Genomic DNA, 19790 nt, shown 5'->3' with positions numbered 1-19790 from the left:
ATGAAAATATTAATAACTATTTGTGCTAGAGGGGGGTCGAAAGGGATACCAGGCAAAAACATAAAAAATATTAATGGTAAATCCTTAATCGGTTATTCAATTGAATTAACCCAAAAAATAAAAGGAAAATTTGATGCAAAAGTTGCTTTGTCTACAGATGATGAGGCTATAAAAAATACTGCAGAATCATTTGGTGTTTTTACGGGTTATGTAAGGCCAGATTATTTGGCTACTGATGGAGCGGGCAAAATAGATACAATTAAAGATTTGTTACTTTATGAAGAATCTATAATAAACGATAAATATGATTTTGTTTTAGATTTAGATGTTACTTCTCCATTGCGAACTTTAGAGGATATTGAAGAAGCATTAAATTTAATAAATGCTAATCCTGAAGCATTAAATTTATTTTCTGTAAATCCAGCGGCGAGAAGTCCTTATTTTAATATGGTTGAAAAGAATGCAGATGGTTTTTACTCACTAGTTAAAATGAATCCAGATGGGAGTGTTATGACGAGGCAGTCTGCACCAAAGGTCTATGATTTGAATGCATCATTTTATTGGTATAGAAGATCTTTTTTTGAATCTGGATCAAAAAGTGCTATTACAGATAAATCATTAATTTATGAGATGGATCACGTATGTTTTGATTTAGACCATCCAATAGATTTTTTATTTATGGAATACCTGCTTCAAAACAATAAACTTGATTTTGAACTATGAAAATACTGATTATTGGTTTAGGATCAATAGCTAAAAAGCATGTTTCGGCTTTAAAAAGCATGAATATTAATATAGCAATTTACGCATTAAGATCAAATCCAAATTCACAAACTGAAGAAGGAATTGAAAATGTTTATGATATTGAAAATTTAGATTTTTCTTTCGACTTTGCAATTATTTCGAATCCAACTCATTTGCATTTTGATTTTATCGAAAAACTTGCAAAACTATATATTCCTTTATTTATTGAAAAACCAGCTGTACATAGATTGCAAAATATAGATAAATTAATTGATTTTGTAGAAATGAAACAAGTAGTTACTTACGTAGCTTGTAACTTAAGATTTCATCCATGTATTGAATTTTTGAAAAATAAATTAAATAAAGAAAGTCTAAAAATTAACGAAGTCAATGTTTATTGCGGTTCATATTTACCAGATTGGCGTCCTAATGTAGATTTTAAAAAAGTATATAGTGCCAATGTGTCAATGGGTGGTGGAGTCCATTTAGATTTATTTCATGAATTAGATTATGTTAGTTGGTTGTTTGGAATGCCTAATAAAAGTAGTTCTACTTTAAGAAATGTATCAAGCTTAAATATTGATGCTATAGATTATGCTAATTATATTTTAGAGTATGATACATTTACAGCAAATGTTGTATTAAATTATTACAGAAAAAAATCTAAAAGAGTAATTGAACTTGTTTGTGATAATGAAATTTTAGAAGTTGATTTGATTAATAGTTGTATTACTAATGATTCTAAAGAGATTATTTTCGAGGCTACTAATTTTGATGTAAAAAATACGTATAGTTATCAATTAAATTATTTTATTAATTGTTTAAAAGAAAACATACTTCCAATGAATGGCCTTAGAGAATCGATAGAAATATTAAAAATTGTCCTGAAAGATGAATAATAGATTAAAAAATAAAATAATTATAATTACAGGAGGAAATGGTCTTCTAGGTAAAGCAATCATTACTAGATTGATTTCTGAAGGTGCCTTTTGTATTAATTTTGAAATTAATCACGATACGAATGAAGATTTATCTAATGTTTATTGTGATATAACAGATAGTACCTCAATTGATAGAGCTTTAGAAATAGTTTTTGCAAAATATAAAAAAATTGATGGACTTGTAAATAATGCTTATCCAAGAACAAAAGATTGGGGAAATAAGTTTGAAGATATAGCTCTCGATTCTTGGAGACAAAATGTAGATTGGCAAATGAATAGTTATTTTTATTTAACGCAAAAAGTTGCTTCAGAAATGGCTATACAAAAAACAGGAAGTATAATAAACATGGCTTCTATTTATGGAGTTGTAGGTGCCGATTTTAATGTTTATGAAGGGACAACAATGACAATGCCTGCAGCTTATTCTGCAATAAAAGGGGCGTTAGTCAATTTTACAAGATATGTGGCATCTTATTTTGGACCGCAACAGGTTAGAGTGAATACTGTTTCTCCTGGTGGAATTTTTGATAATCAAAATGAGGTTTTTGTAAGCAACTATACTAAAAAGGTTCCCATGAGAAGGTTAGGAACGCCTGAGGATATTGCACCAACAGTTGCTTTTTTATTGTCAGATGATGCAAAATATATCACGGGACAGAATTTAATTGTCGATGGAGGCTGGACAGCCATTTAATATAAATCAAAGTAATAAAATAATAGTAATGAGTGAAAAGAAAATAACTTGGTGTAAGAATTGTTTAAATATGTCTACAAGACCTCGAATTACATTTGATGATAGAGGTTGGTGTAATGCTTGTCAATGGATGGAAGAAAAGAAACAAATTGATTGGTCACACAGACAAAAACAACTTGAGGAGTTAATAACAAAATATAAATCTAAAACAGGGAATTTTGATTGCATTGTTCCTGTTAGTGGTGGTAAAGACGGCTCTTATGTAGCTTATATGTTAAAACATAAATATGGTATGAATCCATTGGCGGTTACTGTACGTCCTGCTTTATCTTTACCAATTGGAGATCAGAATCTCTTTAATTTTATTCAATCAGGTTATGATCATATTCATATATCTCCTAATCCTGTAGTATTAGACAGGCTGAATAAGTATGGTTTTATTGAAAAAGGTTTTCCTTACTATGGATGGTTAATTGCTATTATGACTGCGTGCATTAAAACGGCTGCAAATTTTAAGATACCATTGATGTTTTATGGTGAAGATGGTGAGGTTGAATATGGAGGTTCTAGTGAAAGTAAAAACAATCCTTTGTATGATATTGAGTATATGAAGAAAATATATTTGGAAGGTGGTCATCAAATTGTTTTTGATAGAATTAGAGAAGATGGAGATATTTCTGAAGCTGATTTGGCATTTTTTAAATTCCCTACAGATGAAGAAGTTTCGCAAATAGGACTTTCATTTACACATTGGTCATATTTTGAAGCTTGGGATTCTTATAGAAATTACGTTGTTGCAAAAGAGAACTGCGGATTAATTGAAAAAGAAGAAGGAAGTGTAGATACTTTTACGAATTTTTCACAAAATGACCAAGCTCTTTATACTTTACATGCTTATTTGATGTATTTGAAATTTGGATTTGGGCGAGCAACTCAGGATGCTGGAATTGAGATTAGAAGAGGCTCAATGACAAGAGACCAAGCACTAAATTTAGTAAAAATGTATGACAATGCATATCCTTATGATTTGATCGATACTTTCTTAGAATATTATAAAATGACTAAAGAAGAATTTGATTCTGTTTTAGATAAGTATGCAAATAAAGATTTGTTCGAAAAAATTGATGGTATTTGGTCTCCTAAATTTACTCCAGGAGAAGATTTTAGTATATGAAAATTGTTATAGCCGATTATGGTATGGGCAATATAAAGTCTATTGTCAGCACATTAAATTATTTAGGAGTTGGGGATATTGTTATTTCTGCTGATTTTAATGTTTTAAATAGTGCAGATAAAATAATTCTTCCTGGTGTTGGTTCATTTGGGAAAGCAATGGCACAGATAAAAGAAAATAGTCTAGATAAATATCTTAAAGAAATAGTTGTAGAAAAGGGAAAGCCTTTAATTGGAATTTGTCTTGGAATGCAACTTTTAGGAAACTCAAGTACTGAAGATGGTTTTACTGAAGGATTAGGTTTTGTCAATGCGCATTGTATAAAGTTTGATAATACAGACTTAAAAGTGCCACATGTAGGGTTTAATCAATTAAAAATTGATAATAAACTTAAAATATACGATGGACTTCCTAGTGAAGCTGATTTTTACTTTACTCACAGTTATAAAATGGTAAGTGAAGATGAGATAAATCAATCTTATTGTAATTATGGTTCAGACTTTATAGCAAGTTTTGAATGTAATAATATTGTAGGAGTGCAGTTTCATCCAGAACTTAGTCAAAATAACGGATTAAGATTATTGAAAAATTTTATTGAAAAATTTTAATGTTAAGAAAAAGGATAATATTTACATTAATTTATAGTGATGGCTTTTTTATGCAAAGTCGTAATTTTAGATTGCAAAAAGTAGGTAATTTAAATTGGCTTGAAAAGAACTATAAATTTCAAAACATTGCATTTTCTTTGGACGAGCTTGTAGTTTTGAATGCTACTCGAGTAAATAAGTCTATTATTGATTTTGCTAATACAGTTGAAAAATTAGTAAATGATGTTTTTATTCCAATTGCTGCTGGCGGGGGAATCAGAACGATGGAAGATGCTGAATTACTATTCAAAAGCGGTGCTGATAAAATAGTACTAAATACTTTATTGTATGAAAATCCAGATTTAGTTCAGTTGTTAATAAAAAGATATGGTTCACAGAGTATTGTAGCGTCAATAGATTATAAGAAAAATGATGATTCGTTTGATGTTTATCTTAATAATGGCGCTGTGAAAATTGATATGAATCTAGAAGATTACTTGATATATCTTGATAAACTTGAAGTTGGAGAGATATATCTAAATTCTATAGACAAAGATGGTACTGGATTTGGATATGATTTCGATACAATTGAAAAATTTGAATCAAAAATAAAAATACCATTAATAATAGCAGGTGGAGCAGGAAATGAATCCCATTTTAAAGATGGGTTGAAATACAAAAATGTAAGTGCTGTTGCTACTGCAAACTTATTTAATTTTATAGGAGATGGTTTGCCAAAAGCTAGAAAAAATTTAATTGAATTAGGGGAAAATATAGCTAATTGGAATGTTGATAATTGAGATAATAAAAAAAGTAAAGTATAATATTGGTGCTGATAGAATTGGTCCTGATCACCCATTTACACATTGGAGGTTGTTTTATAAAAAACAAATGTTAGCACTTTGTAAAAAAAAATTTAAACATTTTTCTGACACTGCTGATTTTAGACCTGGAGCATATGCAGTTGGTTGTTCTAAAATAGAGATAGGAAATAGAGTTGTAATACGGCCTGGTGTTATGCTATTTGGAGAGTCTGAAAGTTTGCAAACATCTATTATTATTGAAGATGATGTGATGATGGGATGCGGAGTTCACTTTTATATCAATAATCATAAGTTTGATAGATTGGATATACCATTAATTGATCAAGGTTATTATCCTGATGAAATGATAATCTTGAAAAAAGGTTGTTGGATTGGAGCTAATTCTATTTTATTACCTGGTGTTACAGTAGGTGAAAACGCTGTAGTAGGTGCGGGTTCTGTTGTTACAAAATCTGTTGCAGATGGAGTGGTTGTAGCAGGGAGTCCTGCTAAACTAATTAAAAAAATTGATGGATGATTAAAAAAGTAGTTTATATAAATTATCAACCAATAACTCCGAAATATTTTTCGGATTATTATCTTGGGGAGTGTATTGAAAATGGGTTAAATGTTGAATATTGGGATGTTACAAATCTTTTTTTTTCTGAAATTAACTTTGTAGAGTCAAACTATTTTGAAACGACTGTGATTAAAATGTCTTCCCTGAAAGAATTGAATAAGAGACTGTCGACTATGGATATTAGTTCGACATTTTTTATTACTAATATTAATTATGAGTTTCGTGTATGGAGATTGTATAGAATTTTGACTTCTTTCAATTGTAAATTAGCTTTTTTTGCTAGAGGAATGTATCCAACTCCCAAAGTAAAAGTTTCATCAAAAGTTATTAAATTACTTTCAAATTTTGAGTTTAAAAGGATTTTAAACGGATTAAAAAATAAACTTTCAATAATTTTAAAGAAATATAATATTATTAAAACTTACGATTTTGTTTTTAGAGCAGGTTCTGAAGGAGGAAATACTTTTTACGGAAATACTTTTGATTTAAAAAAAGGTAAGGTTATCGAAATTAATTATTTTGATTATGATAAATATTTAAACCTTATTAATGATAATGAAGTAGTAAAAGAAGATTATGTCGTTTTCATGGATCAATATTTAGCATACCACCCAGATGTAGCCATTTGTGGTTTAAAATATGTGGACGCAGATGTGTATTATACAGAATTGAATAATTTCTTCAATGTTATTGAAAAGAAATACAACACAAGTGTTGTTATAGCCGCACATCCTAAAGCGATCGGTTATAAAACAAATAACCCTTTTGAAAATAGAAAAATAGTTTTTGATAAAACCAGCGAATTGGTTAAAGATTCAAAATTTGCATTAACCCATCATAGTACGGCAATTAGTTTTCCGATATTATTCAAAAAGCCTATTGTTTTACTAAATAGTGATGAGTTAAAGAAGGCGATGCCTGATTTGTATGACTTGACTAATTTTATTGGAGATTGTCTCAGCGCTGAGGTGGTTAACTTTGATAGATTTGATATAAACAAAGAACTTGATTTGTATGTCGATATTGAAAAGTTTAATGATTACAAGTATAAATATTTATCATCCGTCGAGAGTGAAAATCAGCTTTCTTCTGAGATTTTTATTAAAACAATATTGAAATTGTAATGCAACAATCCTACACAAAAAATTATATCAAAATTTATATTTGGCAAGGTGTTTCGTTAGTATTGAATTTTCTCTCAATGTTTGTGGTGATTCCCTATCTTACATCTGAACCAACAGTGTATGGGATTTATTCTGTTTGTATTTCTTTTTCAATCTTTTTAGCTTACGCCGATTTGGGATTTATGGGAGCAGGGCAAAAATATGCTGCAGAGTATTTTGCAAAGGGAAACAGAGAAGAAGAAATAAAAGTGATAGGTTTTACCAATTTTATATTATTTGTTTTTCTGTTATTGTTTTCCTTGGGCTTTTTTATTTTGAGTCGTCAACCTGAATTATTGGTGGAAGGTATCGAAACAGGTAATCAACATTATATAGCATCTTCTTTATTATTAATATTAGCAGTTTTTACTCCGACTACTTTGTTACAAAGATTGTTACAAATGATATTTGGTGTTCGAATGGAAGATTTTATTGTTCAACGATGCAATATAATAGGAAGTGTATTTAAAATCCTATCTGTTTTATGGTTTTTTAGAGTAGGAAATTATGATATAGTAGGTTATTTTCTTTTCACTCAGATTGTAAATTTTATAACGTCAATAGCTACATTATTGATAGCTAGAAAACGATATAGATATAATTTTAAGACTTTGTTCTATTTTGTACGATTTAATAAAGAAGTGTTTGATAAGACTAAAGGATTAGCGTTTACAAGTTTGTTTGCTACGATTTCCTGGATATTGTATTATGAACTCGATTCGGTGGTTATTGGTAAGTTTTTAGGTGCAAATCAGGTGGCAATTTATGCCATAGGTTTGACGGTTCTTTCTTTTTTCAGAAGTATATTAGGAATACTTTTTTCACCCTTCAATGTTCGATTTAATCATTTTGTAGGTAGTGGGGATGAATTAGGTTTAAAATCTTTTTATTTGCAGATTGTTACTGTTTTGGCACCAGTAGTAGTTTTTCCTATAATAACAATAGCAATTTTAGCAAAGCCAATAGTGCTTACATGGGTTGGTGTAGATTATTCCGCTTCGCTTCCTGTAATGCGATTTTTAGTTTTTTGTAATTTTTTTGCATTTATTACCTATCCTACTAATTTTATGCTAGTATCCAAAGAACGCCAAAAAACATTGTATTTTATTAATGCGTTGCTTCCATTTATTTTTTGGGTAGGTGTTATTCTTACGATTGGTGTTTTAGGTATTCAAGCATTTGCTATTTTTAAATTAACAGCATTTGTTTTTTCAGCATTTGTTTTATACAAACTGATGATTGATTATTTCAAGATGAATATTTTATATTCTTTAAAATTAATCTTTTTTCCTATGCTTTTTCCGATTTTATTTTTAAGTATAGCCTCATCATTAATTAGTGACTATTTGCCGCAGGAAAAGTCTAAGTTGAATTTATTGATTGTAGCTATGGTAGTTGGAGGTTTGATATTGATTTCTTTTATAATACAATATTTTATGTCGATGAATTGGAGGCAGCAAATTTATAAAATTATGAAGGTTTTTAAAAAATAGGAATAGTATGAGAATTTGTTTTTTTACAGAAAATTACTACATTGGAGGGCTGGACACTTTTATAATAAACTTGGTTAATCATTGGCCAAATGAAAAAGATGAGATTACTATTATTTGTAATAAATCCCACCCAGGATTGAATATTCTTAAAAATAGAATAACTCGTTTAAATGTTACCGTTAAATCACATGATTTACTGATGTCGAAAGATATAGAATTCGAATTAAAAAATGTGTTTAATGTTTTTTTTAAAATATTCTTTTTTATTTTTAGATACATTCTGTTTTTATGGCATATTCTTAACTTAAGAAAAGTTGTAAAAGTAGATGACTATGATGAACTATTAGTTATTAATGGAGGTTACCCAGGTGGTTATTCCTGTAGGGCTATGTCTATTTTTTGGGGGATTTTCAAAAAGAAAAAATCAATTCATAATTTTCATAATTTTGCTACTTCCCCCCGAGTAATTGTAAGATTTATTGAGAATTACATTGATTATTTTGTTCAAAAGCACACAAAATATTTTGTAACAGTTTCTAAAACTTGTGAAAATTCATTAAGTAAAAGAAAAAGCATTAAGAATCATGAAGGACTAAGATTTATATATAATGGTATTAACATAAATAATAACGTTTTACCAGTCGATATTAGAGGTGAATTAAGTTTGAATGCCAATTCAAAAATTTGCCTAATTTTGGCAACTTATGAGGAAAGGAAAGGTCATAAATTTTTGATAGATTCATTTCAAAAAGTATTTGAAAGTAAATCTGATGTTTTTTTAGTATGTTGTGGATATGGTAGTGATGAAGAATTTAAGAATGTCGAAGACTATATAAAAGAAAAAAATCTGTCAAGTAAAATTTTCATGTATAATTATAGGGAAGATGGGATTGGGATTTTATCTGTTTCAGATTTATTAGTAATTTCTTCTAAAGAATTTGAATCTTTTGGACTTACCGCAATTGAAGGTATGAAATATAAAATACCCGTAATTAGTACAAATACTGGCGGCTTAAAAGAAGTGATAAAAGATGGAGAGGGAGGGTTTTTATATGATTACGGTGACAATGATGGCTTTGCAAAAAAAATAATAGAGTTACTTAATAATGAGTCTTTATGTATAGAACAAGGGGAACTAGGATATAAAAGATTTAATGAACTATTCCATGCCAGTGTAATGGCACAGAAGTATTGGGAATTGTTAGTTCTAGAATAGATTTCTGGTTTAAAAATATTAATTTGAAATTTACATCACAGGATGAAAGCCTCAAATTAAAATATTTGATAATCAGTCTTTTTGATTTGTAAAATTAAAATTGACACGTGGAATTTTTAGAAAAAAAATAAAAGTCTGCAGGGTAATAAATAATGAATTTGACATCTCAATGAGGATAACTGTATTTTGTATAACAAAATGCAAAAAAAGGTAATGAAGATAATGAGTATAAAAAACTGGTGATTGGTTCTGTACTTTAACTTAATTACACAAATAATATATGAAAACCATATTTGGGATACCTAATTAAAATTAATTTGAAAAATGCTGTTTTTGCAAAAAGTAATTTAAAAGAATTATTTTTATATTCATTATTCTTACTTCCGTTGATTGGAACAAGTGTTCCTGCTTATATTTTTGTAATCTTACATCTTTTATATATAAACAAGGAAGTTAAATTTAAAGTTCAAGATTTATTTTTTTTAGGAGTTATTGTTTTTTTCTTTTTTTTAAAGATTCAACAATCAGAATTTACCAGTTGCTCTGTTTTGTTTAGGTACTATTTTGGTTTTTATTTGTTTTATTTATATTTTAACAATACTAAAGTAATGTTAAGACTAGATAAGTTATTATGGTTGATTTGTATCGTAGTTATACTTGAAGCGTTTTTAATTAATACAATTATTTCTCCTTCTATGCTACCTAATTATACTGTGAGTTTGTCTGGTGATTTGTTAGGAGAAACAAAAATTTTAGGTTTTTATCAAAGACCATATAGTATAGGTTCTAATTCTACGATTACGAGCACACTTATTATGGTTTTGGTTTTTTATGTTTTTGGTTTTTCAAAAGTTAAGAATATGAAAAAATCTAATAAGCTACTTTTTATTAGTGTTTTTACGGTGATTATTGTAGGGTCAGGAACAGGTTATATGCTTTTGATGCTCTTTGCAGTATATAAGATAGGTCCTTTTAAAAACTGGTTATCTGGAATAGTCTCATTTCTTGTTGTTTTATTATTTTGGTACCTTATTTTTGTTCTGGATGTTGGTTCTATACAAGGTTTGGAACGAGTGTCGTCATTATATTTTGATTTTTTGTATGATTTTAAAATTATGCAAATTGACGATGTAATTTTTGAGTTAAAGTCTGAAAAGTTTCAATTATTGATTGGAAGACATTTTGAAAACGTAAAAGATTTAATCGTTTGGGGAGATTTTGCTTGGTTAAATTTATTTGAAAGTACTGGGTATATTGGTTTGTGTATTACAATCATAATTTTTGTTTTTAAAATAAATAGATATAATTATATCCCAGTTTTGGTTTTTTTGCTTGGAGCGATGCACTATGGAGCGATTTATACTTTGCCAGGTCAGTTAATATTTGGATATTTTATCTCTGCTAATTTTAAAAATAATGAAAAAAGAGGGGGCGATTTAATCAGTAGCAGTATTTGACAAGGCACTGCTTAATATGGCATTGTTTGTCCAAAGATAAATGTTTCTTAATTGTGATTTTTGCAAATAAAGAATTGTATTTATTAAGAAAATAATATTTTACTTTTATTTGTTTAATGTGTTGTTTCTTTTGAAGTGTTTTAGTTGAGATATGATTGTGAAAAAATTAATCAAATTCAGCTTATATGCGAGCACGAATTATTTTAAAATATTGTATCTATAATCTTTTTATTAACCATAAAAGATATGAAAACTATTCTTGAAATTTAATAAAGAGAACAAGTGATAGTAATATGTTTATGTTATTTTTTGTAAAAGGAAAATAACTTTGAAGTTTTAAAATTCTATTGTATGAACTATAATTCATCTTTGATAAAATATTAAATTCTAAATAATAATATAAAATGAAAGCAGTAATACTTTGTGGAGGGTATGGAACGAGAATTCGTGATGTCGCTGACGATATACCGAAACCAATGATTCCTATTGGAGGGAAGCCAATAATTTGGCATATTATGAAAACGTATGCTTCCTATGGTTATCAGGATTTTGTATTGTGTATGGGATATAAAAGTGAAGTAATAAAAGATTTTTTTGTTAATTATGAACTGCGAAGTGCTGATATTAGCATAAAATTAGGAGAAAAAGCGGAACAAATTATTTCAGAGATAAGCCATGATGAAGATGGCTGGGAAATAACTCTAGCTGAAACAGGAATTAAGGCAATGACTGGTGCTCGTGTTAGAAGAATTAAAAAATATATTGGTGAAGACCCTATGTTTATGCTTACTTATGGAGATGGAGTTGGAGATATTGACATCGATGCACTAGTGGCTTTTCATAAATCACATGGAAAAATGGTTACACTTACAGGAGTAAGACCTCCTGGTCGTTTTGGAGAATTAGGAATAGCTGAAGATGGATCTACTATTACTGGGTTTAATGAGAAACCTCAAGCGAGTGGTGGACGTATAAATGGAGGATATTTCGTATGCAATAGGGAGTTTTTGGATATCCTTAGTGATGCTGAAGACTTGGTTTTAGAACAGGAACCAATGAAAAAATTGGTTGAACTAGGAGAATTGAAAGTTTTTGAGCATGATGGTTTTTGGCAACCAATGGATACTTCAAGAGAGTATTCTTTATTAAACGAACTTTATAATAACAATCAAGCACCATGGGTGAAATGGGAGAAAAAATAGTTTTTGGAAATGTTTATCGTGACAAAAAAGTTTTAGTTACGGGTAATACTGGATTTAAGGGTTCGTGGTTATGTACTTGGTTGCTTTCGTTGGGAGCTAATGTGTACGGAATTTCGAATGAAATCCCTACTGATCCTTCTATGTTTGTGGAGTTAGGCTTAGAGAGTAAAATGAAACATTTTTTTGCAGACATACGAGATTTGGAAACTATTAGAGAAATAGTAAAAGAAATCGAACCTGATTTTGTTTTTCATTTAGCGGCACAACCTATTGTTTCATTATCTTATAGTGAACCCATAGATACTATTTCTACAAATGTAATGGGAACAGCTAATGTTCTGGAAGTTTTGCGTACTTACAATAAACCATGTACTGCAATTATCATCACCAGTGATAAATGTTATGATAACGTTGAATGGATATTTGGTTATAAAGAAACTGATGCAGTTGGAGGTAAAGATATTTACAGCGGAAGTAAAGGGGCAGCTGAGTTAATTTTTAAATCTTATTATCATTCTTTTTTTAAAAAAGAGGGGGGAGTGGTAAAAGTAGCTTCAGCTCGCGCAGGAAATGTTATAGGTGGAGGAGATTGGGCTTTAGATCGTATCATACCTGATTGCATGAGATCTTGGAGCTTAGGTAAAGTCGTAGAAATTAGAAGTCCTAAAGCTACTCGTCCTTGGCAACATGTCTTAGAACCACTTAGTGGTTATTTACAATTGGGTGAGCGTTTATTTAAAGATCACTCTTTAAATGGAGAAAGCTTTAATTTTGGTCCTAAGCCAGAATACAATCATACAGTTCAAGAAATTTTAGAAGATATGAGTGTACGTTGGCATTTTGAAAATTCTAAAGATGCTTATAAAGTTACTGGTGATATTAAATTTTATGAAGCTGGATTACTAAAATTGAATTGTGATAAAGCCTTATTTCATTTTCAATGGAAACCAACACTCGATTATACAACTTTAATTGAATATACTAGTGATTGGTATTATGAGTTTTATAAGAATAATGGAAATATGTTTTTGTACACCCAATCACAGATTGAGGGATATGAAAATTTAGCCCAACTAGGAAAAATATCATGGACAAAATAACAATGCAAGATGTTTTATTAACTCCATTAAAACGAATTCATAATCCAAAAGGTGATGTATTTCATGGAATGAAAAAATCTGATATCGGTTATTCCGGTTTTGGAGAAGCGTATTTTTCTACAATTCATTTTGAAGATATAAAGCCGTGGAAAAAACATTTTGAAATGACATTGAATTTCGTAGTTCCATTAGGAAATATTCGTTTTGTTATTTATGATGATAGAGAAAATAGTACATCTAAAAACACCTTTTTTGATGTAACATTGGGCGAGGGCAATTATCAAAGAATTACTATACCTCCTGGAGTTTGGGTCGCATTTTGTGGCATAGGAAAAGATTATAATTTGCTTTTGAATCTGGCTAGTATAGAACATGATCCAAATGAGATAGAACGTAAACTTGAATTATCTGAAATACCTTATTCATGGTAAAAAAAAAAGTTCTTGTTACTGGCGGTAGTGGTTATATTGGAGCTCGAATTTGCTTGTATTTAGCTAATGCAGGTTATTCAGTAACGGCTCTATGTCATTCAAAGATTCCTTCCGATGAAAATTGGGTTGCAAAAATGGATAAAGTATTGATTGGTGATGTAAGAGATGAGCAGTTTGTGCTGAAGGTGGCTGAGCATGGGTACGATGTTTTAGTGCACTTAATTTCACTAGACCACCGTCAATCAGATGGAAATCCAATCTTAGTTAGCTCAGTTAATATTACGCCAGTTTGGTTTTTGTTGGATACTTTTTCAAAAAAAGGATTAAAAAAATTTATTTACTTTTCTACTGCTCAGGTTTATGGGATGTTACAGGATGAAATAGTCACTGAAAGTAAAATGTTGTTAAGTCAAAACCCTTATGGATTGACACATCAAATTGGAGAGGTGATTTGTGAATATTATAATAGAACTTCAGATGTTGATTGTCATGTGGTTCGATTGTCGAATAGTTATGGTGCTCCAATTTTTGAAGAGAATAATTGTTGGTGGTTGGTAATTAATGATTTGTGTCGGATGGCTTATACCCAAAAATTAATTGTATTACAATCAGACGGCTCGCCTTTACGCGATTTTATACACGGGTGGGATGTTTGTAGAGGAGTTGAAGCTATAATTGAAACAAAAGAAAAGCATCTAATATACAATTTGAGTTCTGGAATTACTCTTTCGATATTAGAAATTGCTGAAAAAATAAAAAAGGTTTTTGCAGAGCGATATAATATAGAATTACCGATAAAGGTGACGGAACAAAATAAAAATTCAAAAACTATGATTTATAAATTAGACAACAGTCTTATTTGTAGTATTGGGTTTGAACCAAAATTGTCTTTAGAAGATGGTATTAATGATCTTTTTGAATATTTGCAAAAAAAAGTAAAATAAACGTTATTAGAATATGTTAAAAGAGGACAATTATTTATTTTCTATTATTATACCTACTTATAATAGAAGGATAGATTTAGAAAGATGTTTAAATTCATTGGTAGAACAGACGTTTAAAAATTTTGAAGTAGTAATTTGTGATAATGCATCAACAGATCAAACTATAGAGTTAGTTGAAAAATATACTAACCTTTTAAATTTGAATTACATCCGCTTACCAGAGAATTCTGGAGGACCTGCGAGACCTAGAAATACAGGGATATCACAAGCAAAAGGAGAATGGATTTGTTTTTTAGATTCTGATGATTGGTATACAGCTGATAAATTAGCATATATTTCTAATCTAAGTTTAGATAATATAGATTTTGTTTACCATAGGCTTTTGTCAGTAGATAAAAGTGGTAGTCAAGGAGAAATGTTTACAAGGCAAATAAATAATAAGACACCGGTGATAGATTTGTTGACACGCTTTAATCCGATACTTACTTCATCCACTTGTATCAGAAAAAGTGTTTTTTCTAAGAACAATTTATCATTTTCAGAAGAAAAAAAAATTATTGGTGTAGAAGATTTTGATTTATGGATTAGAATGGGGATTATTGGTGCTAAATTCAAGTTAATTAATAAAAATCTTGGTTTTTACAATAAAGAAGGAGCAGATAGCTTGTCGTATGTTGATGAGCGTCAAGTTGCCAGATTGAATGAGGTTTATTCTGCATATAGGCATTTGTTATCTTTGAGGCAACAAAAAAAATCATTGGCAGCTTTTAGTTATCAAAAAGGATTTTTATTATTAGGAGATAATGATAAAAGGATAAGTTTTGAAAATTTTGTAATAGCATTAAAATATGGTGTTATCTATATAAAGATAAGAGCTTTGATTAGAATTGTTAGTCTTACACTTAATAGAGTAACTAAGTCATAATAGAACCATTTACTTTAATTGGTTAGGAGCAAGATTTAGTTAACTAAAACATACTCTTGCCAAATTAATATTTCATTTTGGTTTTCGCTGTAAAAATATATATGTTTAAATGGTTAAACGGTCAGTTAACTGTAAAAGTAAAAATTTAATGTCAAAGAAAATTTTACACATTTCTGAAAAAGGTGAAGGTGGAGGTGGAGAGTCGGTTTTTAGAGAGACAGTTATTTTGTTGCAAGAACTTGATTTATCAAATTCACATTATACTGCTTGTAAAAAATCAGATGGATTGTCGTTCAAATTAGATTTTGATTTTCAAGATAAAGAGAATTTATTAGATTTTATCTACTCTATTTCAAATAAAAAAAAGATGGATTTAATCTTGAAAGAAATTAATCCAGAAATAATACACTTACATCACTACGGGAATCTTTCTCCTTCTATTTTGCATTCTCTATTTAATTATAAAAAAAGAAATCCAAAAATAAAAATAATACAAACGGTACATACTTTTCAATATTCTTGTTCACATCAGGCAGCATATGATTATAATAAAACCAAAAGGTGTTTAGATTGTGCAAGTGTACATTTTAAAACTAAAATTTTCTATAGAAAATGTAGTAGAGGTGGTTTTATCCATTCTGTAGCTAAAGGATTTAATAGTTTAATAACTCATTATTATTATAAAAAAGGATTAATTGACACTATAATTGTACCTTCTAATTTTATAAAGGAAACTATCCTTTTAAATAGTTTTTACAAGGATAAGGAAATACTTGTAATTAATAATCCGATTTTTAGCAAGTTTGAAAAAAATAATAAATTAAAAAAAGAAAATAATATAGTTTATTTTGGTAGGCTATCTGAGGAAAAAAATATAAAATTATTGATTAATGCCTTTGTTTTGTTTGTAAATAAAACAAAAGCTGATTATAAACTTTTGATTATAGGTGATGGTTTAGAAAAGGAAAAACTTCAAGAGTACGTTTTAAAAGAAAATATGGCTGAAAGAATATTATTTTTGCCTTTTATGAGTCATGAGAAACTTAAAAAATATTTAGAGATTTCAAAAATTTCAATTATGACATCTAAGTGCTTTGAAAATGCTCCTATGATGATAATCGAATCATTTAATTATGATATAATACCAATAGTTGCAAATCACGGAGGAATGAGAGAAATGGCTCTAAAATTGAATTTTGGGTTACTTTTTGAAAGTGAAGATTGTGAAAGTTTAGTTAATCAAATTATTAATGCTACGGAAAATTATGAAACATTGATTAATGAAAAGCCAGAATTAGAAAGCCAAATACGCAATTTATTTTCAAAATCAATATATTTTAACGAATTGATAAAAATATATTCTTAATATTTAAATAATATATGTTGAAAAATTTTTCAGTTTTAATGTCAGTTTATGATAAAGAGAATCCAAATTGTTTGAGACAATCTTTGGAATCTATCTGTAATCAGACTTTAATTCCAAATGAGATTATAATAGTTAAAGATGGCCCTCTTAATATTGGGTTAGATGATGTCGTTAATGAATATGTTAGTAGATTTTCGTACTTATTTGTAGTTATTGAATTGCCTATAAATAAAGGTTTAGCGTATGCGTTGAATGAAGGTATGAAACATGTTAAACATGATATTGTTGCTAGAATGGATTCGGATGATATTTGTATATTTAATAGATTTGAAATACAAGTTAATTATTTAATAAATAATAATTTGGATATTGTTGGGGGGCAAATAATTGAATTTTCAAAAGATATTGACAACATTGTTTCTATTAGGGAAGTTCCTCTTTTACATGATGAAATAGTTAAATTTATGAAATTTAGAAGCCCTTTTTCACATCCTACTATTATTTTTAAGAGGAAATCTTTTGAATTGCTTGGAGGATATGATAAAAGAGTATTTCCAGAAGATTATGACCTTTTTGTCAGAGCTTATTTATTAGGGTTAAAATTTGGGAATGTAAAAGAAAAAGTATTGTATTTTAGGCTTGGAGAGGATCTTTCTGAAGCAATTAAAAGAAGATGGGGAATGAAGTATGCAATTAACGAAATAAAACTTTATAGAAGATTCCTTAAATTAGGTTTTTTTGGTTATAAAGATTTTACAAAGGTTTTTTTATTTAAAATACCATTAAGGGTTATGCCATTTAAAATATATAGGTTTATCTATTTTAAATTTGCCAGATAATGAAAAAAATAATCATAACAGGTTGTTCAGGTTTTGTAGGTCAGAATTTGTCTAATTATTTATCAAGTTTATGTTTTTCAATAAAGTCAATTTCATTAAGAAATTCAAATTGGAAATTTAATTTTAATGGGGATGCAATTATTCATTTGGCAGGAAAAGCGCATGATACGAAAAATATATCTGATGCATCTGAGTATTTCAAAATAAACACAGATTTAACCAAAGAATTGTTTGATGTTTTTTTAGAAAGTGAAATTAAAGATTTTGTTTATTTTAGTAGTGTAAAAGCTGTTGCAGATAATGTTTTGGATATTTTATATGAAGATATTCAACCTAATCCCAAAACTCCTTATGGGCAATCTAAATTAAAAGCAGAAGAATATCTACTATCGAAAAAAATTCCATATGGGAAAAGAGTTTTTATTATACGGCCTTGTATGATTCATGGACCTGGGAATAAAGGAAATTTGAATCTTCTTTATAGTGTTGTAAAAAAAAGAATTCCATATCCTTTGGCAGCGTTTGATAATCAAAGATCATTTTTAGGGATAGATAATCTCAATTTTATGATTAAAGAAATTCTTATAAATAAAGAAATTCCATCAGGAGTTTATAATTTTGCGGACGATGAGGTTTTATCTACAAATGAATTAGTTTGTATTATATCTTCTATTTCTAAGAAAAAAAACTTAACGATTGCAATACCTAAAAAAATTATAAATGCATTAGTAAAAACTGGAGATTTTATAAAATTACCTTTAAATTCTCAAGTACTCCAAAAGCTGACGGAAAATTATATAGTATCTAATAAAAAAATTAAGGGAGTTTTAGGAATAGAAAAGCTTCCTTATACAGTAAAAGAAGGATTAGAAAAGACAATTGAAAGTTTCAGAAAATAAAAATAATTAATTGTTGTTTTATTTTCTATTTCAAAACAATAGAATTATAAGCGACTTATTTTCAGTTTATTATTTTTTAAGTGAAAAATTGTAATAGAATCAGTTAGAAAAAATAAATAGTATTATGGGGTTTTATAGTTTATTATTGTTAATAATGTTATCACTATTATTTATTAGTTATAGGTATCAAGGAACAGAAAAGAATATTAGTTTAGTGATTTTTGGTATTTTGGTTCTAATTGGAGGCCTTAGAGACAGAATAGGTTTGGATTATAGTAATTATGTGGGATGGTACAATAAAGGAACTAGAGATGATGGTTTTGAATTTGGTTTTTTAGCTATTATGAAAGTCTTTAGATATCTGAATTTAGATTACAAGTTTCTTTTTTTCTTTTTTTCCTTTTTTACTTATCTTTTTGCTTATCTGGCAATTAGGAAATATACTAAAAAAAGTAGTCTTCCTATGGTTCTTTATTTTTTGATTCCAGTAATGTTTTTGTATTCATTTACTTTTATGAGACAGTATCTGTCTGTTACGATAGCTTTTTATGCTTTTACTTTTTTGTTAGAAAAAAAGTATTTTATTTATTTTTTTTGGATGTTAGTGGGGATTTCATTTCATTACAGTTGTTTGATCCCTTTTTTGATTTTTTTTATAGTTTACAAATGGGGGAGTTTTATAACAAATTACCATTTGTTCATCTTAATGGGAGTTTCATTTGTTGTATCGAGAATTGGAATTATTCATTGGTTAAGTTTATTTCTTGAAGATTCTCATTATTTATTTTATGTTTCAAATAAATTTGCTGTTGCTGTACCTTTATTAAAGCTATTGGTTATTAATACTATGGGTGTTTTAGTGATAAGTTATTTTGAAAAAAAGGGCTATAAAAATGATTATCAAAGATATTTACTATTGCTCTACATCTGTTCAATCTTATTTTTAAATGTTTTTTCAGAATCTATTGAATTGACTCGGATTTATATCTATTTTAGGATATTTGAAATTATCCTTATTGCTGATATCATATGGTATGCCGTGCAAAACAAACGCTTTTGGGTTATTAGTTTTATGTGCTGTTTTTATTTTTTACCTTATTACAGAACTATAAAACTTGATAGTGAGAGTACGCAAAAAGATGAATTTAAATTAATTCCCTATAAAACGTTATTACTTAAAGAACATAAGTGATTTATTTACAGAAATTATATCGTTTTAAATAATTATGTTA

At 28.5% G+C, this 19790-nt stretch carries 20 protein-coding genes; all 20 read left to right on the top strand.

Annotated elements, in window-relative coordinates; translation table 11 throughout:
* The gene (locus LNQ49_RS09100) at positions 1 to 723 is read left to right on the top strand and encodes an acylneuraminate cytidylyltransferase family protein (RefSeq protein ID WP_229988461.1); all 723 of its coding nucleotides are present in this window, start codon (positions 1 to 3) and stop codon (positions 721 to 723) included.
* Positions 720 to 1643 carry a Gfo/Idh/MocA family protein gene (locus tag LNQ49_RS09095; RefSeq protein ID WP_229988460.1) on the top strand — a complete coding sequence of 308 codons (924 nt, stop codon included), beginning with the start codon at positions 720 to 722 and terminating at the stop codon, positions 1641 to 1643. Before LNQ49_RS09100 ends, LNQ49_RS09095 begins: the two co-directional genes overlap by 4 nt.
* The gene (locus LNQ49_RS09090; RefSeq protein ID WP_229988454.1) at positions 1636 to 2379 is read left to right on the top strand and encodes an oxidoreductase; all 744 of its coding nucleotides are present in this window, start codon (positions 1636 to 1638) and stop codon (positions 2377 to 2379) included. Before LNQ49_RS09095 ends, LNQ49_RS09090 begins: the two co-directional genes overlap by 8 nt.
* Before the next feature lie 28 nt (positions 2380 to 2407).
* The gene (locus LNQ49_RS09085; protein WP_229988452.1) at positions 2408 to 3553 is read left to right on the top strand and encodes an N-acetyl sugar amidotransferase; all 1146 of its coding nucleotides are present in this window, start codon (positions 2408 to 2410) and stop codon (positions 3551 to 3553) included.
* The gene (gene hisH, locus LNQ49_RS09080; RefSeq protein WP_229988449.1) at positions 3550 to 4161 is read left to right on the top strand and encodes an imidazole glycerol phosphate synthase subunit HisH; all 612 of its coding nucleotides are present in this window, start codon (positions 3550 to 3552) and stop codon (positions 4159 to 4161) included. Before LNQ49_RS09085 ends, hisH begins: the two co-directional genes overlap by 4 nt.
* A complete protein-coding gene (locus LNQ49_RS09075; protein ID WP_229988446.1) occupies positions 4161 to 4940 on the top strand; it encodes a HisA/HisF-related TIM barrel protein in 780 nt (259 codons plus the stop codon). Before hisH ends, LNQ49_RS09075 begins: the two co-directional genes overlap by 1 nt.
* Positions 4927 to 5481, top strand: coding sequence for an acyltransferase (locus LNQ49_RS23275; protein ID WP_305070220.1), 555 nt, complete (start codon positions 4927 to 4929; stop codon positions 5479 to 5481). The genes LNQ49_RS09075 and LNQ49_RS23275 overlap by 14 nt, the downstream gene beginning before the upstream one ends.
* On the top strand, positions 5478 to 6647 hold the full coding sequence (locus LNQ49_RS09065; RefSeq protein ID WP_229988445.1) for a hypothetical protein: 1170 nt from the start codon (positions 5478 to 5480) through the stop codon (positions 6645 to 6647). Before LNQ49_RS23275 ends, LNQ49_RS09065 begins: the two co-directional genes overlap by 4 nt.
* On the top strand, positions 6647 to 8179 hold the full coding sequence (locus LNQ49_RS09060; protein WP_229988443.1) for a lipopolysaccharide biosynthesis protein: 1533 nt from the start codon (positions 6647 to 6649) through the stop codon (positions 8177 to 8179). Before LNQ49_RS09065 ends, LNQ49_RS09060 begins: the two co-directional genes overlap by 1 nt.
* Before the next feature lie 7 nt (positions 8180 to 8186).
* Positions 8187 to 9395 (top strand): glycosyltransferase family 4 protein, encoded by a 1209-nt coding sequence (locus LNQ49_RS09055; RefSeq protein ID WP_229988440.1) that lies wholly within the window; start codon positions 8187 to 8189, stop codon positions 9393 to 9395.
* Between the two features lie 608 nt (positions 9396 to 10003).
* A complete protein-coding gene (locus LNQ49_RS09050; protein WP_229988438.1) occupies positions 10004 to 10852 on the top strand; it encodes a hypothetical protein in 849 nt (282 codons plus the stop codon).
* Between the two features lie 404 nt (positions 10853 to 11256).
* Positions 11257 to 12054, top strand: coding sequence for a glucose-1-phosphate cytidylyltransferase (gene rfbF / locus LNQ49_RS09045; protein ID WP_229988436.1), 798 nt, complete (start codon positions 11257 to 11259; stop codon positions 12052 to 12054).
* Positions 12039 to 13154: a CDP-glucose 4,6-dehydratase gene (gene rfbG, locus LNQ49_RS09040; RefSeq protein WP_229988432.1), complete on the top strand. Its 1116-nt coding sequence runs from the start codon at positions 12039 to 12041 to the stop codon at positions 13152 to 13154. The genes rfbF and rfbG overlap by 16 nt, the downstream gene beginning before the upstream one ends.
* Entirely contained in the window at positions 13142 to 13585 is a 444-nt protein-coding gene (locus LNQ49_RS09035) for a dTDP-4-dehydrorhamnose 3,5-epimerase (RefSeq protein ID WP_229988430.1), read from the top strand. The genes rfbG and LNQ49_RS09035 overlap by 13 nt, the downstream gene beginning before the upstream one ends.
* The gene (locus tag LNQ49_RS09030) at positions 13579 to 14529 is read left to right on the top strand and encodes an NAD-dependent epimerase/dehydratase family protein (RefSeq protein ID WP_229988429.1); all 951 of its coding nucleotides are present in this window, start codon (positions 13579 to 13581) and stop codon (positions 14527 to 14529) included. The genes LNQ49_RS09035 and LNQ49_RS09030 overlap by 7 nt, the downstream gene beginning before the upstream one ends.
* Positions 14530 to 14542: 13 nt before the next feature.
* Complete coding sequence (locus LNQ49_RS09025) at positions 14543 to 15454, top strand: glycosyltransferase family 2 protein (protein ID WP_229988428.1); 912 nt, start codon at positions 14543 to 14545, stop codon at positions 15452 to 15454.
* A gap of 229 nt (positions 15455 to 15683) precedes the next feature.
* Positions 15684 to 16820 carry a glycosyltransferase family 1 protein gene (locus LNQ49_RS09020; RefSeq protein ID WP_229988427.1) on the top strand — a complete coding sequence of 379 codons (1137 nt, stop codon included), beginning with the start codon at positions 15684 to 15686 and terminating at the stop codon, positions 16818 to 16820.
* 14 nt (positions 16821 to 16834) lie between these two features.
* Positions 16835 to 17659 carry a glycosyltransferase gene (locus LNQ49_RS09015; RefSeq protein ID WP_229988425.1) on the top strand — a complete coding sequence of 275 codons (825 nt, stop codon included), beginning with the start codon at positions 16835 to 16837 and terminating at the stop codon, positions 17657 to 17659.
* Positions 17659 to 18558: an NAD-dependent epimerase/dehydratase family protein gene (locus LNQ49_RS09010; protein ID WP_229988422.1), complete on the top strand. Its 900-nt coding sequence runs from the start codon at positions 17659 to 17661 to the stop codon at positions 18556 to 18558. The genes LNQ49_RS09015 and LNQ49_RS09010 overlap by 1 nt, the downstream gene beginning before the upstream one ends.
* 154 nt (positions 18559 to 18712) lie before the next feature.
* Positions 18713 to 19750 (top strand): EpsG family protein, encoded by a 1038-nt coding sequence (locus LNQ49_RS09005; RefSeq protein WP_229988421.1) that lies wholly within the window; start codon positions 18713 to 18715, stop codon positions 19748 to 19750.
* Positions 19751 to 19790 lie beyond the last annotated feature (40 nt).

Origin of the sequence: Flavobacterium pisciphilum, from assembly GCF_020905345.1 — a bacterium.
In the GTDB taxonomy this organism is placed as follows: Bacteria; Bacteroidota; Bacteroidia; order Flavobacteriales; family Flavobacteriaceae; genus Flavobacterium; species Flavobacterium pisciphilum.
The sequence above is the reverse complement of the archived record's forward strand: the minus strand, read 5'-3'. Positions and strand labels throughout refer to the sequence as shown.